Raw genomic sequence first — 19,757 nt, forward strand, 5'->3', positions numbered from 1 at the left:
TCTTTAAATGTTAATCCTTCGATTACAATAATATCGTGTGCAAATAGTGTTTTATGGGTTGGGTGACCTTCTTGGGCACGTTCAACACCTACTGCATCAATGCCCACACCGCGAATACCTTTTTCAGCAAGCCGTTTCGCACCGCTTTCAGCTAAATAAATTCATATATATGTTTTTCTTTTTCTAATACATGCTTAATTTCGTGCTTAAGTTGCTTAATTTCCTTTTGTATAGTTTTTAAACGTATTACAATGGATTTCTGTCGTTCTAAAAAAGTTTCAATATCGTATACACCCCATGCCCATCAAGTTAAGATTTTAAAGTACCCCCATAACGAAATTTTTATCTCTCTACAGTTATTTATGTGAATTCAGCTCGTGTTTTGCGTTTTGGGGGATAATTAGTTTTTTAACTTGATGGCGATGGGGTAGATTAGTTTAATAAAGTAATATTCGGATTAAGATAGATATAAGTAGAAAAATTAATAACAAGGGGTGATTTTTTGGAGAAAAATATTGGGGGTGTAGATTTTTTTAAACAAGTAGTAAAAAGACTTTGCAACTAATAAAGTAATAAGGTTTACTTCAGTAAAATAAGGTATATTATATTTGTTGAATAGATTCTCTTTAAAGACAAGAAAAGTAGGTGAACAAAGTGGGGAAATATCAATTGGATTACAAAGGTCAGGTAGCTGTGACAAAGTTTCATGAAAAACAGACACCTGCCAAATTTGATAAAAAGCAGCAACTTGAAAAATTGCGTGCGGAGTATTTGAAAAAGAAGCAAAAACAAACAGATAAATAATATGTTACATTTTTCCCGATTTTCTGTATATGATGCAAACAAACACAAGAAAATAGGTAAGTTATTCATCGTTCAAATATATACAGGCTATTTTTTCAAACCTCTTACTTATGCAACTAACGCATGCCCATCAACTTAACAGAACAGGTTGCCCCAAAAACGATAAAAATGAACTTCATTGCTATGAAGGAATCTAATTTTTCGTTTTTGGGGTATTATAAAATTTTAACTTGATGGTGATGTGGCGGTACCCCTATATCGGGTCGCTGTTGTACATTTGTTCAGTCATAAGTTTAGTAACGGCTATGTTTTTGTAGCATATAAGATCAACAGTGCTATACAGGAGATGTATAGCATTTTTGAATTATGTCGGCTAATAAGGATGACGGAAAAATGAAATTTATCATTTGGGGTTTCTTTCTAATTTAAAGGGAGGTTAGTTTTTTAATATGATTATCAAGTTATTAATCTAATTAGATAATCATATTAAAAAACTATGTGGAATAAAAAGTTAGATAAATTTTAACTTGATGGGTATGAGTCTGTACCCTTAAAAAAGATGTAATGTTTAGAAGAAAGGCGCGACATTTTAAAAGAAATTTGCGAAGTTTTATCCCCTTAAGTATTTTTTCCTAAAGAGGATTTTTATGTCCAAAGAAGAACATTTTATATTGAAAAGCGGTTTAAGGAGGGCTGCGGGATAGGTTCTGTGTCTGAATATTAGTCGTGGTTAAAAATGCAAGATGTTTCGCCACAAGGACATTCTACGGGATTAAATTGATGAATAAAAAACTTTTTTTGAGTTGTGCAGTATATTCTAAATATAATCTCACTTATGAACGAGCAATCAGTCGGTGATGACATCTCAGTAAAAAATCCTCTCTTAATGTTATAAAAAGAAGCGATAGAAATTAGTAGCCTTTTGTGTCGGCACACTAAACTATTGGAGGGATTAAAATGTTAAACAAAAGTGTCGTCCTCTACACTGAGGAAAATGGTATTGCAAGAATTACATTAAACAGACCGGAAGCACTAAATGCGTTAAACCGAGATGTTCTTGAGCAACTTTCTTCCGTCTTGGACAGGGTTAAAACTAATTCAAGTGTAAAAGCATTGATAATTATCGGTGCCGGAGAAAAGGCATTTTCCGCAGGTGCTGACATTCAGTTTCTCAATAAAGCCACTCCACTAGAAGTACGGGATTTAGCTCAGTTGGCTGTTATGGTTACTCATAAAATCGAGTCATTAGGAAAAGTGGTTGTTGCTGCTATCAACGGATTTGCACTAGGAGGTGGACTTGAGTTAGCTGAATCCTGTACGATCCGTATTTGCGCTAATCATGCTAGATTAGGACATCCTGAAGTACGTATTGGAGCTGTTGCCGGATTTGGAGGGACTACGAGATTACCCAGACTTATAGGTAAGGGGCGTGCTACAGAACTGTTGCTCACTGGAAGCGTGATAAGCGCAGACGAAGCTTATAGAATAGGACTGGTTAATAGGACTGTTGAGCCTGATAAATTATTATCAGAGACAGAAGCGCTTATCCAAGAAATTCTATCTCAGGCTCCTATTGCAGTAAAAATGACTTGGGAGGCAATTCATCGGGGTGGTAATTTAACTTTAGAAGAGTCCGCACGTCTTGGAGCAGATTATTTTGGTTTGATAGCGTCCACAGAGGACTTCAGAGAAGGTACTAAATCATTTTTAGAAAAGACTCAACCATTATTTAAAGAAAGATAGTTAATCGAACCAATCATTTTGGGTTAAACTCTTTATTTGTAAAAAAATGAAAACTTTTTTGCAAAATCCTGTATTTGCATGGGGTAAAATAGCTTATTTTTATCAATCTTTTTTATCGTTGATTCAGTCCCTCAAGACTGATGAGTACTGCTGTTGATGCTTCTAAACAGCTAAATAACTGAGCTAAAGAAGTCATTGCTACATTTTGACTCACCCATATACATAAAGCGACTAAATCTTTTGCTTGGTACTTACTGGTTCTTTGTACAAAACCAACATCCCTAGCAAGATCCCGTAAGATATTTGGAGATGAAAAACTTTGAATCTCTTGAGCAAATAGTTGTAATTCGTCAGACACAGAAATAGACATAAAAAACGCTATCCTTTCCTATGATTCTACAGAAAGAATAGCGTTGTTGTTATTATTTATATACAAATTTATCTCAATTTGATAGCGATAAGATGCTATCCCTATTAGTATTTAATGTATCTAGAAACCCTTATTAAAAAACGTATACGCTCATATTGGGATTTAAATCATACAAAACATCAGCTTCTATATTGAGTGGTGTTGAAGCCATGCATATGCTCAAAAAAGAACAAATTGATTTGCAGGACCAGTCTGTCCAAAATCAGAATATTTTTATCAACCAGCTGTTTGGATTAACTGCTTAACAGGTGATTCCGTTAGGAATCCTTGATTCTTTTTTATTTATCATTTTTTTGCATCAGAACCATTCACCGCTTTGGCTACAAGTGCTGCATATGCTTCTGCACCTACTTTGGTTAAATGCACACCATCAGGTGCAAAGTAGTCTCTCTTTCCAGCACTTGCTGCATACCAATCGACTAGAGTTATATTAGGATATTTAGATGTTGTCACTTTCAATCTCTCATTCACGATTGATTCCCACGGACGTGGTACCCTCGTATTAATAAATATTATTTTACGCTCATTCCCAATTAAATTTATTAATGATACAAGTTGCTCCGTAGTAAAGGCTCCATTTGTACCTAATCCAATAATGACATAGTTTCCTAAATTCCCTTCATTCTTTAACTGTTCAACTACAGGAATCGCTTTTGACAGTTGGCGACCAATTTGTGCATCAATCCTAATATCAGGAAAAGCATTTTTTAAATACGGAGTAATATCGATCATAACGGAATCGCCTATCGCTGTAACGGTCTGAGAACTTTTAGTTTGCTCAGAATTTACTTCTTTTGATTCTTCTTGATTTTTGGGCGCCTCTTGAGTTGGATCTTCCCGAACTGCAACTGGATGTTTCGCCGGTTGTGTTTGTTCTGCTTCCACCCTATCTAGTTTAGGACTCTCCTTAGCCTTACTAACTTTTGATAACCCAAAGACGGCTATCGACGAAACGAATACTGCACAAATTAAAGCTAACTTGACACCTAAAGCGACATTTTGAAGTCTTAAATTCTTAAATTGAATGTTTCGGAGCGTACCTTGTCGGATTGGTTTTTCAATATACTTCCATGAAATTTGCGCAATCATTATAATCAGAAGAAATTGAAGAATTGCTCTTATTGGTGAAAAATCTCCAGTATTTACTTTTGGAGTCGTCAATGTAAGAATTGGATAATGCCAAAGGTATATGCCATACGACCTTACCCCTATCCAACGTAAAGGTCTAAATCGTAAAAATTGAGCGATACGGCTAGCTGGATGAGCAAGATTTGCCACTAACAATGCTGTTGCAATTGATAAGATAACCATTCCTCCATTGTATAGAAACGGATCATATTGATTAGTCTTCCAAAACATAATCAAAATAATAATAAGGGCAGTTCCTCCCACTACATCAAGAATGAGACGCGCCTTTGGAATAATTTTATTTGCAAGCCTATTGCTTGGCCAAAGTAAGGCAAGTGCCGCTCCAATAAGTAAAGAAAAGGCCCTCGTATCTGTGCCATAATAAATTCTGCTCGGATCAGCTCCAGGTTCATACAAAATTGCCATCGCTAAAGCTGAAGCAGCAGCTCCCAGACAAATCAATAAAATCATACGGGATTGTTTTTTTATGTAGTAAAATCCTAAACTAATGATAAATGGCCAGACCACATAGAATTGTTCCTCAACTGCTAACGACCAAAAATGATTCAATGGAGAAAGCTGGTTAAAATTATCAAAGTACGATAATTTATGATAAATATACCACCAGTTACTAACATAAAATAACGCCGCTAATGAATCTCCACACATTTTTTCAAGTAAAGAGCTATGAAAAATTGTAATCCATGCAAACGTTATAACGAGCATAACAATCATTCCTGGAAGCAATCTCCTTGCCCTACTAAGCCAGAATTTCTTCAAATCAATTCTCTTATTTCTCTTCCACTCCATCGCTAGAATATCTGTAATTAAATAACCTGAGAGTACAAAAAATACAGTAACCCCTAAAAATCCTCCAGGCATCCAATTAAAGTTAATATGATACAAAATAACACCTAATATAGCTAGACCTCTTAGACTGTCCAATCCAACCATATAACGACTATTTTTTTTAATAGGTTTAGTCACCTATAATCACCTCTATTTCTTGGAAACTAGGCTAATAATAGCGGTATAAAATGCTATTAATTTCCTAAAATCGTATAAACTATTACAAACATCATTTGGGAAGGCTCTTTTTTTATAATTACATGCACAGTAACTAATACTTTATCACGTTATCTGGTTTTGTTGTGAAATTTTTTAAACCAGGTGTTTTTGCTCATCCCCCCGAAAAAGGGGAATATGCTTAATTAATTAAAAAGTTATATGCTGTGTATCAAAAAGTACACCTTTTGATAAGTTTTTACAGACATATCAAGGACTGACATTGTGAATATGATCTATAACGCATATGTAAAAGGTTTTCTAAAAAGAAACGTTGGTGCATAGGTAGAAAATAATAAAAATAATGATACTATAAGTTCTATGATTTTCTCCATACTCGCATCTCCTTATCAATCCATTAAAAAACCTTTTAATTATATATCAAGAATACTATTGAAATAATGAAAAAGGATATGCATAATTACATATTTCTCTTATTGATAGAATGTACCCTATTGAAAAGCAAGCCTTTCCTTGATATTATTAGTCTCTTTGTTAGCTTGATAGTGATAGGGTTCCACCAACAAAACACGAATTTCGTACGATAAGGAATTTTTCATTAAAAAAACTTAGTTTTTCCGTACGCTAAGAAGGTTCCATAAGCGGTATTTAACCTTTGGTATGATACTTTGTTTAATGTTATTTGAGGATGGAATAGAATTGATTTAATGCTTATTCCTATTGAGGAAAAAAATGAGTATTGTTCTGAAGATGGATAAACAATTATTCTGTTAGATAAAGATGAAAAAATGCCTACACTAGATGAGCCAACAGATGAAGGATATTGGGTTAAAAAACCATCCGCTGTCTTTTTTGCTGATTGTTGAAATGAATTTTGGTGGATTTCGACTAATGTAGCTAAAGGGTTATGGAGAGAAGAAATACTTTACGCTTATGAACACTTAAATAGTGTAAGAGAAATGCTATTAACAATGCTTGAATGGAAAATTGGCATAGAAACCAATTTTTCATTGAGTGTAGGGAAAAACAGTAAGTACCTAGAGCGCTATGTTAATAAGGACATATGGGAAAGTTTATTGAAGACGTACCCTAATGGAGAGTATAAACACGTATGGAATTCCCTTTTATAAAGAAAGAAGAAGTGCTGTATAATGTAATTATATTTTATTGAAAGCGAGTGATTTATTATGACAGTAAGATCTTTCCATTCACCAATTAAATTCGAGGTACGGAAGGGATAATATTAGAAATTTCTTTTATGAAAAATCTTCCGTACAAAAAAACGGAGGAAAATAATATATGTTTAGTTATTACAGTACACTTTGTACCGAAGTCTATGATTTTACAAAACCTGTGGGATATTCTCTAGACGGTGATATTGAATATTACCAAGAACGTTTAAAAACTTGTGAGGGACGTATTCTTGAAGCAGCAGTTGGCTCAGGGCGTTTTCTTATTCCACTTCTTGAGGCTGGATATACAGTTGATGGAATTGATTATTCTCCTGAAATGCTGGATTCTTGCCGTAAACGTTGTGAAGAAAGAGGACTAAACCCTAATTTATATGAAGGTAAATTACAGGGATTTTCATTGCCATTTAATTATGAAGCGATTATTATTCCTACGGGTTCCTTTTGTTTGATTGAGAAACGAGAAGACTCTTTGGACGCATTGAAATGTTTCTATAAACATCTTGTTTCAGGCGGGCGTTTAATTGTTGATCTTGAATTACCTCATGATTGGAAAACAGGGGCGATTTCTACTTCAACTTTTTCTCTACCTAACGGGGATGGGATTACGATGGAAAGCAAATCGATTGAAATAGATTGGCTCAATCAATTTACTGTATCTTATATAAAATATGAGAAATGGCGCCAAGGAAAGTTGATTCAAACCGAGTTACAACGTTTTGCATTACGTTGGTATGGAATTGAGGAATTTAGACTTATTTTAGAAAGTATTGGTTTCTCTAATATTACATGCTCCGCTAATTATGTTTACAAAAATCAGCCATCGAATGCAGGTCAAATTGTTACTTTTGAAGCTGTCCGAAAGCAATAAATATAAGGGAGCTGTTGTCCTATAATGACAACAGCTCTTTTTTTTGTTTCAGGTTCTCTTTTAACGTTTCAAAATTTGTATTGAAAATTGTAAGTTCTAGAAGTATCATATACATATTCAAACATTTGAAGATGTATATGATACTTTTGGAGTTTTAGTTAAAAATAAATACTAGAGGTGTTTTAATGGGAACCGAAATGCAACAATTTAAAGCTGATTTTTTTAAAGCCTTATCGCATCCTTTACGAATAGGTATTTTAGAAGTTTTGTCAGAAGGTGAAAAAAGTGTAAATGAAATTCAAAGCATTCTTAATAAGGAAGGTTCAGCTGTTTCTCAACAGTTAAGTGTGCTACGTGCTAAAAATATTGTTGTTGGCACCAAAGATGGAAAACGAGTTTTATATTCTCTTCGGGATCCTATGATTATGAATTTATTGGTAGTTGCACGGAAAATTTTTAACAATCATTTAATCGATACGATTTCAATGCTAGAAGAGCTAGATGAAACAGAAGGCGAAACGATAGTTAAGGAGGGGTAGGTTGAGCATTGAAGTTAAGAAGGAAGATATCATCCAACATGGGATTGAGATATTTCGCTCAATAGGAGCTCATCACGTTTGTAATGTTTGTATTAACAGTGGGAATACTTGTTGTTTTTCATGCCAGCATTTACAAGATGGAGTTGGGTGTCAAAAAAGAAATACAGCTTGTACAGCTTGGTTATGTGGAATTCAAGGTTTTTTATTGGATCAAATAGGATTATTGGATGAATGGAATCGTTTTTGGATTGAAATTCCAGGAAAGATGTTTCGTAGGGATATAACTCCAGATAATGTAAGGATTACATCGTTTATAGATACGAAGAAGCTAGATAGTCGAGCTGGGAAACTTCTAGCGGAAAGATTGGAATCCTACTTACAACAAGGTGGAGATATAGGTGAATTAGAGCATCATTTAAGCAAAACGTATAGTAAATATTAGGATGGTGTTTTCTTTTGTGAAAATGAAAATCTCCTGTACAAGGGAACGAGAAATGCATTTGTAATCCAGATTTATTAAAAATAGAAAAGAAGGGTTTGTAATGAGAGGGTTATTTACGGGAAGGTTTGAAGGATATTCATTGGGTCATTTTCAAAAGGATCTTCTTTCAGGAATGATCGTTGGAGTTGTTGCGATTCCACTTGCTATGTCTTTTGCAATAGCCTCTGGTGTTAAGCCAGAGTATGGAATTTATACAACATGTATTGCCGGGATACTCATTTCGCTATTTGGTGGTTCAAAGTATCAAATTGGAGGACCTACAGGTGCCTTTGTTCCAATTCTTTTAGGAATTGTCATTACCTATGGATATGAAGATTTACTACTTGCTGGTTTATTAGCTGGAATTATTTTATGTCTTATGGGAATTTTTAAACTAGGGTCTTTAATTAAGTTTATTCCACGTCCTGTAACGATTGGATTTACGTCAGGAATTGCTGTCATTATCTTTACGGGACAAATTGCTAGTTTTTTAGGGCTAACAGGTATAAAAAAGCATGAGGAATTTATAGCAAATTTGCAGGAAATCTTTACTCATATCAGTACTACCAATTTTTACAGTGTTATAACTGCTTTGATTTGTTTTCTTGTCATACTCATAACACCAAAGATTTTGCCAAAAGTACCAGGTTCATTAGTAGGTGTTGTGATTTCAACTATAATTGCAACTGTATTTTTCTCAGGTCATGTACCTACTATAGGTACAGCATATGGCACGATTCCCAATACACTTCCGCAGTTTGATATACCAGAAATCACGGTAGAGCGTATAAAACAGTTAATTGGCCCTGCATTTGTCATTGCCATGTTGGGTGGTATTGAATCTCTTTTATCCGCTGTCGTGGCAGACGGTATGACAAATAGTAAACACAACAGTAACAAAGAGCTTATTGGTCAGGGAATTGCCAATATTGTTACACCATTATTTGGAGGTATTCCGGCAACTGGAGCAATTGCCCGCACAGCAACCAATATTAAGAGTGGAGCTGTATCTCCAATGTCGGGTGTTATTCATGGGGGATTTGTGTTGTTCACGCTTCTACTGTTAGCTCCATATGCTTCACATATTCCGCTTGCTAGTATGGCTCCCATTTTAATGGTGGTAGCTTGGAATATGAGCGAACAAAAACATTTTATTCACATACTTAAAATGAAGACAGGGGATTCTCTTGTATTACTTGTAACATTTCTGCTGACTGTATTTACAAGTTTGACAACAGCTGTGGAAATCGGACTTATTTTAGCTGTTATTTTATTTACAAAACGTATGAGCAACATGCTTGTTATATCTAAAGTGCTTCCAGATCACACAAGAAAGAACGAAAAATTGTTACCACATGTGGTAAATAAAGCTCACGATTGTCCACAAATAAGCATTTACACAATAGAAGGGCCATTATTCTTTGGGGCTGCTCAAACATTTGAACAAAACATACTAGCGACCATTCATTATAAACCCGAAGTTTTAATTTTACGTATGGGAAAAGTTCCTTTTATTGATACAACTGGAGAATCCTATTTTAGGAATATTGTTCAGCATTTTAAAAAGCAAGGTGGCGTACTTCTTGTTTCAGGAATTCAATCAGAGCTAAAAACAACTCTAGATAAGAATGGATTATACGCTGAGATTGGGGAAGAAAACTTTTTTGATCATACAGGGGAAGCGATCAACTGTGCTTTAAGACATTTGAATACGAAAAAATGTATAGGATGTAAGCACTTTGCTTTTCATGAATGTACGGAGCTTGCTCAGCAATCTCAGGGAATGAATACAATAAAGAATAAAGAAAATGCATTAGATTATTAAAAAAATTAATGTACAGTAATCACATATGTCCCGGGAAAAAACTATCTGTTATATCTTAATAACTATTATACAAAGACTAGGAATAATTAAGTAATAATGATGCAGATTCTTTTAAATGATGTGCTAAAAAATAGAAGACTATGAAGAATTTTATTATAAATCATGGATATAGAGGAGAATAAATAATGTCTGAATTTAAAAATCAAGTATTAAATGTGCTAGAAGAAGTATGTGAAAATGATATCGTAAAAGAGAACCTAGATGTGCAATTATTTGAAGAAGGAATTCTAGATTCTTTTGCTACAGTATCTTTATTAGTAGAATTTCAAGAACGTTTAAACATCGAAGTGTCTATTTCTGACTTTGACCGTGATGAATGGGCAACACCGAACATGATTATTAAGAAATTGAAAGATATGCGATAAAAATAGGTTTTAAAAACATATATAAGGGTAGCTTCTTAAATTTTAACTTTAAGATTGCTATTCTTATGAAATTATAAAAAGAAAGTTTTAACGAACTTCAGCTAGAATTCTCCTTCCTCTAGGCGCAGCGTAGGTGGGAGATGAATGGTCCGACCTAACAAAAGTACTTCTGAGTGGTAAAGCATTGCAAACTTTGTTTATAATAGAGTTATTAGAACAAACATTCGGAGGTGGCGACATAATGAAATTGAACTACAGGTTTGAAATCTATCCTACAGAAGAACAACAACATACATTAGAGAGATGGATTTCCATTTGTCGTCAGCAATATAACTCCGCCTTGCTAGATAAACAACGATATTATAAACAAAATAAAAAAGACTTAACACGGTATGAATTACAAGGTCAGCAAAAACTTGATAAAAAGATATATCATTTCTTAAAAGAGGTTCCTTCGCAACCTCTTCAGGAAGTGTTTGCGCGCTTGGAAAAAGCCTATAAAAAGTTCTTTAAAAAGGATGCTGGCTATCCAAAAATGAAAAGTTTTAAAGAATATCGCTCTATTACTCTTACTCAATTTGGTATGTTCAAATATAAAAAGAAGGATGGTTCGTTGGGGACAAGCCGTCGTATGTGTTCTCTCACAAAAGGCGGTAAACTTCTTATCTCGAAATTAGGGGTCATTGATATCAAATGGCACCGTAAATTAGATGGCTGCGTTAAACAAGTTGTCATAAAGCATCAAGGGAACCGTTGGTTTGCGACTTTTTGTGTTGAAAAACACGTAAACCAAGGTTCTATTTGTGATGCAAATAAAACAACTGGTATTGATGTGGGCATCAAAAAATTTGCGGTTCTATCTAATGGAGAAGAAGTTCAAAATCCTACGTTTCTACGCAAAGAAGAGCGTAAATTAAAACGTGCGCAACGTAAACATTCAAAAATGAAAAAAGGTTCGAAGAACTGGTGCAAGCAAGTAGCCAAAGTACAGCAAATTCATACGAAGATAGCGAATCAACGTAAGGATTTCTTGCACAAGCTAAGCTTCAGATTAACCAACAGCTATGGTGTAATTTGTATAGAAGACCTAAAAATCAAAAATATGATACGTAACCGTCACCTAGCAAAATCCATCCACGATGCAGGTTGGGGGATGTTCCGTACATTCCTCTCCTACAAGGCAAAACGAAGTGGTGGGCATTTGGTACTGGTAAAACCGCACTACACGTCACAAAAATGTTCGAAGTGCGGGGAAACAGTTAAGAAATCACTTTCTGTTCGTACGCACGTATGCAAACAATGTGGTACTGTACTGGATCGTGACCGCAATGCAGCGATTAACATTGAAAAATCCGGCTTAACGCAAATTGCGTATCAGCCAGCTTATTAAATGTACATAACATCTATATAACTGTAGGGCAAGGTCTTGTCCGAACAGTATAATCTACGCCTGTGGAGAGCGTGTAAGACCGGATCTCGTAAGAGATAGGCAATGCTTGTAGAATCAGGAAGCCCCCACTTCAAGCGGTGATAACCGGTAAGTGGGGGGTAGTTCACAAGGCTATATATAGAATGAATAATAACAAGTGGAGGAATTTAAAATATGTCTAATTTACCTAATTGCCCAAAATGTAATTCAGAGTACACTTACGAAGATGGAAATTTTTTTGTTTGCCCAGAATGTGCCCATGAGTGGACTTTAGAATCAGAAACTGAAAATAGTGAAGATACAAAGGTAATTAAAGATGCAAATGGAAATATCTTAAACGATGGTGATTCTGTAACAGTCATCAAAGATCTTAAAGTAAAAGGAACTTCATCAGTTGTTAAAATCGGTACAAAAGTGAAAAATATCCGTTTAGTTGATGGAGACCATGATATTGATTGTAAAATTGATGGTTTTGGAGCTATGAAATTAAAATCTGAATTTGTTAAAAAGGTTTAAATGTGAGGTTCATGTAACAGAACTAATTTGATCTAATTGTTTAAAATCAATGAATGTACAACACTTTTAAGGCAGTAGAAGTTAACCATTTTTTATAATAGAAAGACCTCATTCAAAGATACTTATCAAGGATGGGGTCTTTTTATTTTTTTCTTTTTAACAAAACTATACCTAAAGTAATTTGATGAAATTTCAAACGGGATTCATCATCTCGCTAATGGTAATTTTACAAAAAAGGTACATATTTCATCAAATGATGAGTTTGGTGATATAGCGCGTGAAATTAACTTAGCGAGCAAAAAGTTAAAAGAGGCGGTTGAAAGAGGTGACTTTGCAGAAAGTAGTAAAGATTAGCTCGTTGTTAACTTAGCACATGATTTAAGAACGCCATTAACATCTGTTTTAGGGTATTTAGATTTAATTCTTAAAGAGGAGAATTTGAAGAGGGAACAGATTAAACATTTTTCTACGATTGCATTTACGAAATCGCAGCGACTTGAAAGTTTAATTGATGAGTTATTTGAAATTACACGAATGAATTATGGCATGCTAAAGTTAGATAAAAAAACAATTAATATAAGTGAGTTGCTTATACAGTTAGATGAGGAATTGTACCCATTATTAGAGAAACATCATTTAATAGCTAGATTGAGTGTTGATCCTCATTTATTTATTAACGGTGACGGGAATTTGTTAGCTCGAGTATTTGAAAATCTTTTAACAAATGCGATTCGATATGGAAATAATGGGCATTTCGTTGATATAAATGGGTACATTGATCATGGGAAGATTATCGTACAAATTATTAATTACGGAGATAGCATTCCAGAAGAAGATTTACTTTATCATTTTGATATGCTTTATACAGGTGATAAAGCAAGAACGGAGCAAAAGGGCGGTACAGGTCTTGGATTATTTATTGCAAAAAACATCATCGAGCAGCATAATGGGACGATTTCTGTTGCAAGTAATGTAACAAGAACAATATTTGAAGTGAGATTGCCAAAAGAAGAGGAATCAAAAATTCAATGAAAATTTAGCGTTCACCCCACTTTTGATTTAATTAGTTTTTCTCTATCCTATATGTATGTTAGATTAAGGAAAAACTAGAAATGAAGAAGTGGGTCTTTTTATATTGTACACATCAAATAATAGAGGTACAGAACCATCTCTATCCAGCTAAGATAAATTTGTATCCACATAAACAAAAAATGCTATTCTTTTTGTAGAAATATACAGAAAGGATGGTATTTTTGTATGAATCTATTGATGCAAGATGAGTGTAATTCAAACTTACAGCGATATCTATCTCTGTAAGTTTGAATTACAGTTAGATTAGTATTATTGCTCCTACTTTGGTTTAGCAACAAACCAAAAGACTCCATTTTGAAAAAAAGATTGGTTAGTTTCGTCTATACAATCCCTTACAGAAAGGTGGACGCAAACACCATAGATATCAGAAGAAAACAGCCTTTGATATCTTAGACTTTGAATACAACTTTTCCATGTCCTACAATCATGTAGCGTAATCTAAAAATTGAAACCTGATAGGGTTTATTTGGTATGCAAATCTATAATGAGATTACACTGGAACCTTAGAAAAAAGAAATATCTCACGTGAAATTAAACTTATATAAACTTAACTTGTTGGGTGTGGGGTGATACTCCTATTACAAGTATGATAGTTGATTGACCACACTTTCTAAAAATTGCTCTACTTTTTCTTTTGATGTATCAGGCGTATGATAACCAATCGTAAATGTAAGTCTTCTATTATAAGAGCTTGCCCCCATTGTAAAGAATGGGGAATACATAATAGGTGATGTCATATACCCGTCATCTGCTAGAACTTCACCAAACTTAATAGGTTCATCTGCTATCACCCCTAAATTTGTAAGTAACGGCAACGCCATCCCCATTTGTAAAGCCTGTTCATATTGCTTTTTATACATTTCTTTCACCTCAGATAGCTTTAGACCTGCCAGTAACTCCATTCCTGCGGCTGAAGAGAGACCTGGATTTTGAGATTTTATTTTATCCATTGATTGTTTGACTCGAACTAGAGTCTGATTAAATGATTCATTATCTTCCATTTTAATCACTGGCATTTCCATACCGGATAAATTGCAAATAGCACCAGTTGTATGATTAGGAAGATATCGGCGTAAATCAATTGTTATACCGATCATTTTTTCTGCAGTGCGAGGTTCTGCATACACAGTGAAATGTGATAAAGATCGGAAGTATGCAGCCATAATGACATCATTAAAGGTGGCCTGTTGTGCTTTTGTCCATTGGGTTAGACGTAGAGTTTGCTCATGGCTCAACCGCCGTACGGACATTTTTGGGTATACATTTTCGTTCGGTTGACATGGAAAAGACCATAACGATGCTTGTTGTTCTTGGCTAGGACGATACGCACTTTTTACGTCTGATATTCCAGCATAGTTGAAAACAGGTGATTGATCGCGAAAACTCCCATTCCCCGTGCCAAATTCCTTTATAATTTGATCCTTAGAATGCCCCTGGGAAAGTTGAGTATATATTGCTCCCAGTAAACTAAGATATTCCTTGACTCCTGCACCATCTGAACAAAGATGTGATAATTTAACAACTAAAATATTTGTTGTAGTGCCTTGTAATAATTTTGTTTGAACCATTGGCCCCTGAATATAATCTCCAGGTTCCTTAATAAAATCTATTGCCATCATTTCAAGTTCTTGATCGTTTCCTTCTGCAAAAAAACAAGTCGTTGATTTAGTACTAGATGAATGTTCCTCCCAGTAAGGAATATCACTTTCTACAAAACGGCTGTTCAAAACTGGCTGTAATTGTAACGTTATCCTTACTGATTGTTCAAGCATTTCCTTTGATATACCTATAGGAAAATAAAGAACGGCGTTAATTTGTTGATTTGCAGAATAAAGACCTAGTATATAATTCATTCGATCTTGAGGTGTTACTGGATACTTTCTTTGTTCCATAATTTCTCCCTCCTAATTAAGACTATTTTGGTTATAATCTTGTTCCTCATATGGTTGTAACTCTTCTTCAAGGGCTAATAATGCTTCGTTTTTAATTTTTTTAGTTTGTCACTTATGAAGGCATCTTTTTCGTACTGGTTCTATGCTTTAATTGCTATTAACATTTCTTAGAGTTTTTTAAGGAATTAACCAAACATTAAGTTATTTTGTTTGGTTATACATAAACATTCTATGATGATGTTTGTTTAAAATCAACAAAAATAAATAAAACATTTTTATCTTTTTTCGACATTTATCTCCCACCTATTTGCTGGCGCTATCACACCTTCACACAAATTAAGGAAGGAATCTTCTATAATATCTTATTTAATATTTATTTATACGGAAATTCATGTAATATAATATGAAATAATACATTTTATAATAATTTATTAAGATAAAATGTTATATTTTTGGGTGGAATATATAAATGGAGGAAATGTTATGAACAAGAATTTAAAATTTACTCAAATGATGATCGGTATTAGTACGATGGCATTATCATTTGGAAGTATTCAAACAGAAGTATCAGCAGAAGAAAAAGCACCCTATAATATGTTACAGATGAAACCAATTGGGACAGAAACTTTAAAAGATGAAATTGCACATGCTACAAAAGCGGATGAAACATTGACTTTTGAAGAGCGTTTAAAAGTAGGCGATTTTTCACAACGACCTACTCTAGTTATGAAACGTGATGAAAGTCAAGTAAAGCAAAACTACACTCTGGCAGAACTGAATAAAATGCCTGATAGCGAATTCATTGATACGCTATCAAGAATTTCTTGGAATCAAATTACCGATTTATTCCAATTTAATCAAGATACGAAAGCTTTCTATCAAAATAAAGAACGCATGAACGTTATCATTAATGAATTAGGACAACGAGGAAGAGCCTTTACGAAAGAGGACTCAAAGGGAATTGAAACATTTGTTGAAATATTACGTTCTGCTTTTTATGTGGGATATTATAATAATGAAATAAGTTACTTAAAAGAGAGAAGCTTCCATGATAAATGTTTACCAGCATTAAAAGCAATTGCAAAAAATCCAAACTTTACATTAGGTACAGCTGAACAAGATAGAGTAGTAGTTGCGTATGGAAAATTAATTAGTAATGCTTCTAGTGATGTTGAAACAGTACAGTATGCGGCAAATATTTTAAAACAGTATAACGATAACCTTTCTACGTATGCTAATGATTATGCGAAAGGACAAGCTGTATATGAAATCGTAAAAGGTATTGATTATGATATACAGTCTTATTTGCAGGAGACGAATAAAAAGCCTAATGCAACAATGTGGTATGGAAAGATTGATAACTTTATAAATGAGGTTAGTAGAATTGCTCTCATACAGAATATAACAACTGAAAATAGTTGGCTAATTAATAATGGTATTTATTATGCAGGACGTTTAGGGAAATTTCATAGTAATCCAAACAAAGGGTTGGAAGTTCTTACACAAGTGATGAACATGTATCCTCGTCTAAGTGGACCTTATTTTGTAGCGGTAGAGCAAATTAAAACAAACTATGGTGGAAAAGATTATAGTGGAAATGCAATAGATTTACAAAAAATCCGTGAAGAAGGGAAACAACAATACTTACCTAAAACATATACATTTGATGATGGATCTATTGTCTTTAAGACAGGTGATAAAGTAACAGAAGAAAAAATTAAAATGTTATATTGGGCAGCCAAAGAAGTAAAAGCACAATATCACCGTGTAATTGGAAATGATAAAGCACTAGAACCAGGTAACGCAGATGATGTACTGACGATTGTAATTTATAATAATCCGGATGATTATCAATTAAATAGACAGTTATATGGATATGAAACGAACAACGGTGGGATTTATATTGAAGAGAAGGGAACTTTCTTTACATATGAGCGTACGCCAAAGCAGAGTATTTATAGTCTAGAAGAGTTATTCCGTCACGAATTCACACATTATTTACAAGGAAGGTACGAGGTTCCTGGTTTATTTGGGAGCGGAGAACTGTATCAAAATGAACGATTAACTTGGTTCCAAGAAGGGAATGCAGAATTTTTTGCAGGATCTACACGTACAAATAATGTTGTGCCACGTAAAAGTATTATAAGTGGCTTATCATCTAATCCAGCAAGCCGTTATACAGCAAAGCAAACTTTGTTCGCAAAATATGGATCATGGGATTTTTATAATTATTCCTTTGCACTACAGTCTTATTTATATAATCATCAATTTGAAACCTTTGATAAGATTCAGGATTTAATCCGTGCAAACGATGTGAAAAATTATGACGCGTATCGTGAATCATTAAGTAAAGATGCACAGTTGAATACAGAATATCAAACGTATATGCAGCAGTTGATTGATAATCAAGATAAATACAATGTACCGCAAGTAACAAATGATTATTTAATACAACACGCACCCAAGCCGTTAGCTGAATTGAAGAAAGAAATTGTAGAGGTAGCAAATATAAAAGATGCAAAAATTACAAAACATGAGTCGCAATTCTTTAACACATTCACCGTGGAAGGCACGTACACAGGTGATACATCAAAAGGTGAGTCTGAAGATTGGAAAACGATGAGTAAACAAGTAAATCAAACTTTGGAGCAGTTATCCCAAAAAGGGTGGAGCGGCTATAAAACAGTTACAGCCTATTTTGTTAACTATCGTGTGAATGCAGCCAATCAGTTTGAATATGATATTGTTTTCCATGGTGTTGCAACAGAGGAAAAAGAAAAAACAACTACTATTGTAAATATGAATGGACCATACAGCGGGATAGTAAATGAAGAAATTCAATTCCATAGTGATGGTACAGAAAGTGAGAACGGAAAAATTAATTCTTATCTATGGAACTTTGGAGATGGTACAACAAGTACAGAAGCCAATCCTACCCATGTATATGGAGAAAAAGGAACATATACTGTGGAACTAACAGTGAAAGATAGTAGAGGAAAAGAAAGTAAAGAACAAACAAAAGTTACTGTAAAACAAGATCCGCAAACAGGTGGATCCCTTGAAGAGGAGAAGGTACTCCCGTTTAATACGCTTGTAAAAGGAAATCTGATTACTCCTGATCAAACAGATGTTTATACGTTTGATGTTACAGTTCCGAAAGAACTAGATATTTCTGTGATAAATGAACAAAATATTGGGATGACATGGGTACTTTATCATGAATCAGACATGCAAAATTACGTAGCTTGTGGTGAAGATGAAGGAAATGCTATAAAGGGAAAATACGCAGCGAAACCAGGGAAATATTATTTGAATGTGTATAAATTTGATGATAAAAATGGTGAATATTCATTATTAGTAGAATAAATTCATTTCTAATATGTATATAACGGTTTTAGGGATAAAACATAAGACCTTTATTTTCAAAATCATAAAAGATGATTGTTCCCGCAGAAGGAAAGAATAGTGCATATCAGATAGTCATCATAAATCATAGTTTAGATAATAAGGGAAAAGCAGTGTTTGATAGGAATGTAAACAAAACGGAAAAAATGAGCTGACTTCTCAAAATAACTACCTGTAGAGAAAGAAAATTTTCGTTTAGGGGGTACTTCAAAACCTTAGCTTGATGGCAAAGTGGTGCTACCCATCACCATCAAGCTAAGAAAAGCAAATACCCCCAAAGTGAAAAAATAAGCCGTTTTCTGTCAAAAATACACGGAATTTTCATCCTAGGGGTGTAAATTCTTAAGTTGATGGGCATGTATGGTGACCCCTAATAAACCTTACAATTTTGTAATATTAATGTCACTAAAATCAATTTCTTCACTATAAATCATTTACTATAATTTCCATGTGCAAAGATAAGGAGAGAGTTATTTGAAAAAATCCTTAGTTATATTTATATTATTTGCACTGTTTTCTAGTTTTGCTATAGGATGCGAGAGATCTAGAATGGGAACAGAACAATACTATGTACAAATAACAAATAAGGGTGAGGTAAAAGGTAACCAGCGTTTCTATACTTTATCTACTTATAATGAAGATGGAGTAGAAAAAACAGTTACATTTGGAAGTGTAAAACCAATAGACACACCATTTAAAGAGAATGCCTTTATACACCTTTACGTCAGACATAAAGATCACAGTAATGTAGAAATAAACTATAAAGAAGTAACTTCCTATGAAGAAGTTCAAAAAGATGATTTACCTACAAAAGTAAAAGAAAAATTACATACTAAATAATTACCCAATCAAAATAAAGGATACTCTCTTATACACGATGAGGTAGCACCATATCGCTATCAAACTAGCAGAATAAAATATCATTTCACCTAAGCTCGCACTTCATTTTCTATATTTTTAC

13 protein-coding genes and 5 pseudogenes are annotated in these 19,757 nt (G+C 34.0%); 14 read left to right on the forward strand and 4 right to left on the reverse strand.

The genetic code is table 11. The annotated features are described in order from the left end of the window. Positions 1 to 161, reverse strand: a pseudogene (locus tag MR109_RS24790) (cyclase family protein); the annotation flags it as partial. A 493-nt stretch (positions 162 to 654) separates the two neighbouring features. On the opposite strand from MR109_RS24790, the gene MR109_RS24795 reads away from it, so the two are divergent. Both MR109_RS24795 and MR109_RS24800 read left to right on the forward strand, forming a co-directional pair. Further along, entirely contained in the window at positions 655 to 804 is a 150-nt protein-coding gene (locus tag MR109_RS24795; RefSeq protein WP_002174157.1) for a hypothetical protein, read from the forward strand. Between the two features lie 957 nt (positions 805 to 1,761). After that, complete coding sequence (locus MR109_RS24800; RefSeq protein ID WP_025149724.1) at positions 1,762 to 2,547, forward strand: enoyl-CoA hydratase/isomerase family protein; 786 nt, start codon at positions 1,762 to 1,764, stop codon at positions 2,545 to 2,547. Positions 2,548 to 2,662: 115 nt separating this feature from the next. Here MR109_RS24800 and MR109_RS24805 read toward each other — a convergent pair. Further along, positions 2,663 to 2,917: pseudogene (locus MR109_RS24805) on the reverse strand (IS4 family transposase); the annotation flags it as partial. A gap of 132 nt (positions 2,918 to 3,049) precedes the next feature. Between MR109_RS24805 and MR109_RS24810 the strand changes: the two are divergent. After that, positions 3,050 to 3,222 (forward strand): annotated as a pseudogene (locus MR109_RS24810) (IS6 family transposase); the annotation flags it as partial. 40 nt (positions 3,223 to 3,262) lie between these two features. On the opposite strand, the gene MR109_RS24815 reads toward MR109_RS24810, so the two are convergent. Beyond that, positions 3,263 to 5,092, reverse strand: coding sequence for an acyltransferase family protein (locus tag MR109_RS24815; RefSeq protein ID WP_242274233.1), 1,830 nt, complete (start codon positions 5,090 to 5,092; stop codon positions 3,263 to 3,265). A gap of 711 nt (positions 5,093 to 5,803) precedes the next feature. On the opposite strand from MR109_RS24815, the pseudogene MR109_RS24820 reads away from it, so the two are divergent. The 9 genes and pseudogenes from MR109_RS24820 to MR109_RS24860 all read left to right on the forward strand — a co-directional run. Beyond that, a pseudogene (locus MR109_RS24820) lies at positions 5,804 to 6,255 on the forward strand (aminoglycoside 6-adenylyltransferase); the annotation flags it as partial. A 175-nt stretch (positions 6,256 to 6,430) separates the two neighbouring features. Then, entirely contained in the window at positions 6,431 to 7,192 is a 762-nt protein-coding gene (locus tag MR109_RS24825) for a class I SAM-dependent methyltransferase (RefSeq protein WP_098305533.1), read from the forward strand. 185 nt (positions 7,193 to 7,377) lie between these two features. After that, positions 7,378 to 7,731: an ArsR/SmtB family transcription factor gene (locus MR109_RS24830; RefSeq protein WP_002175213.1), complete on the forward strand. Its 354-nt coding sequence runs from the start codon at positions 7,378 to 7,380 to the stop codon at positions 7,729 to 7,731. 1 nt (position 7,732) lies between these two features. Then, on the forward strand, positions 7,733 to 8,173 hold the full coding sequence (locus MR109_RS24835; RefSeq protein ID WP_098305531.1) for a DNA mismatch repair protein: 441 nt from the start codon (positions 7,733 to 7,735) through the stop codon (positions 8,171 to 8,173). A 100-nt stretch (positions 8,174 to 8,273) separates the two neighbouring features. Next, entirely contained in the window at positions 8,274 to 10,037 is a 1,764-nt protein-coding gene (locus MR109_RS24840) for a SulP family inorganic anion transporter (protein ID WP_098305529.1), read from the forward strand. 185 nt (positions 10,038 to 10,222) lie between these two features. Next, positions 10,223 to 10,462: a D-alanine--poly(phosphoribitol) ligase subunit DltC gene (dltC, locus tag MR109_RS24845; protein ID WP_002175210.1), complete on the forward strand. Its 240-nt coding sequence runs from the start codon at positions 10,223 to 10,225 to the stop codon at positions 10,460 to 10,462. A 241-nt stretch (positions 10,463 to 10,703) separates the two neighbouring features. Beyond that, positions 10,704 to 11,852, forward strand: coding sequence for an RNA-guided endonuclease InsQ/TnpB family protein (locus MR109_RS24850; protein WP_242274235.1), 1,149 nt, complete (start codon positions 10,704 to 10,706; stop codon positions 11,850 to 11,852). A gap of 213 nt (positions 11,853 to 12,065) precedes the next feature. Further along, entirely contained in the window at positions 12,066 to 12,407 is a 342-nt protein-coding gene (locus MR109_RS24855) for a zinc ribbon domain-containing protein YjdM (RefSeq protein ID WP_048376465.1), read from the forward strand. Positions 12,408 to 12,545: 138 nt separating this feature from the next. Beyond that, positions 12,546 to 13,439, forward strand: a pseudogene (locus MR109_RS24860) (sensor histidine kinase); the annotation flags it as partial. Between the two features lie 638 nt (positions 13,440 to 14,077). Here MR109_RS24860 and MR109_RS24865 read toward each other — a convergent pair. Continuing rightward, complete coding sequence (locus MR109_RS24865; RefSeq protein ID WP_242274236.1) at positions 14,078 to 15,391, reverse strand: condensation domain-containing protein; 1,314 nt, start codon at positions 15,389 to 15,391, stop codon at positions 14,078 to 14,080. Between the two features lie 483 nt (positions 15,392 to 15,874). Between MR109_RS24865 and colA the strand changes: the two genes are divergently transcribed. Together colA and MR109_RS24875 are read left to right on the forward strand one after the other, a co-directional pair. Further along, complete coding sequence (gene colA, locus MR109_RS24870) at positions 15,875 to 18,757, forward strand: collagenase ColA (RefSeq protein WP_242274237.1); 2,883 nt, start codon at positions 15,875 to 15,877, stop codon at positions 18,755 to 18,757. 513 nt (positions 18,758 to 19,270) lie between these two features. After that, the gene (locus MR109_RS24875; RefSeq protein ID WP_242274239.1) at positions 19,271 to 19,636 is read left to right on the forward strand and encodes a YxeA family protein; all 366 of its coding nucleotides are present in this window, start codon (positions 19,271 to 19,273) and stop codon (positions 19,634 to 19,636) included. Positions 19,637 to 19,757: the final 121 nt, after the last annotated feature.

Origin of the sequence: Bacillus cereus group sp. BfR-BA-01310 (assembly GCF_022664325.1) — a bacterium.
GTDB lineage: Bacteria > Bacillota > Bacilli > Bacillales > Bacillaceae_G > Bacillus_A > Bacillus_A paramycoides.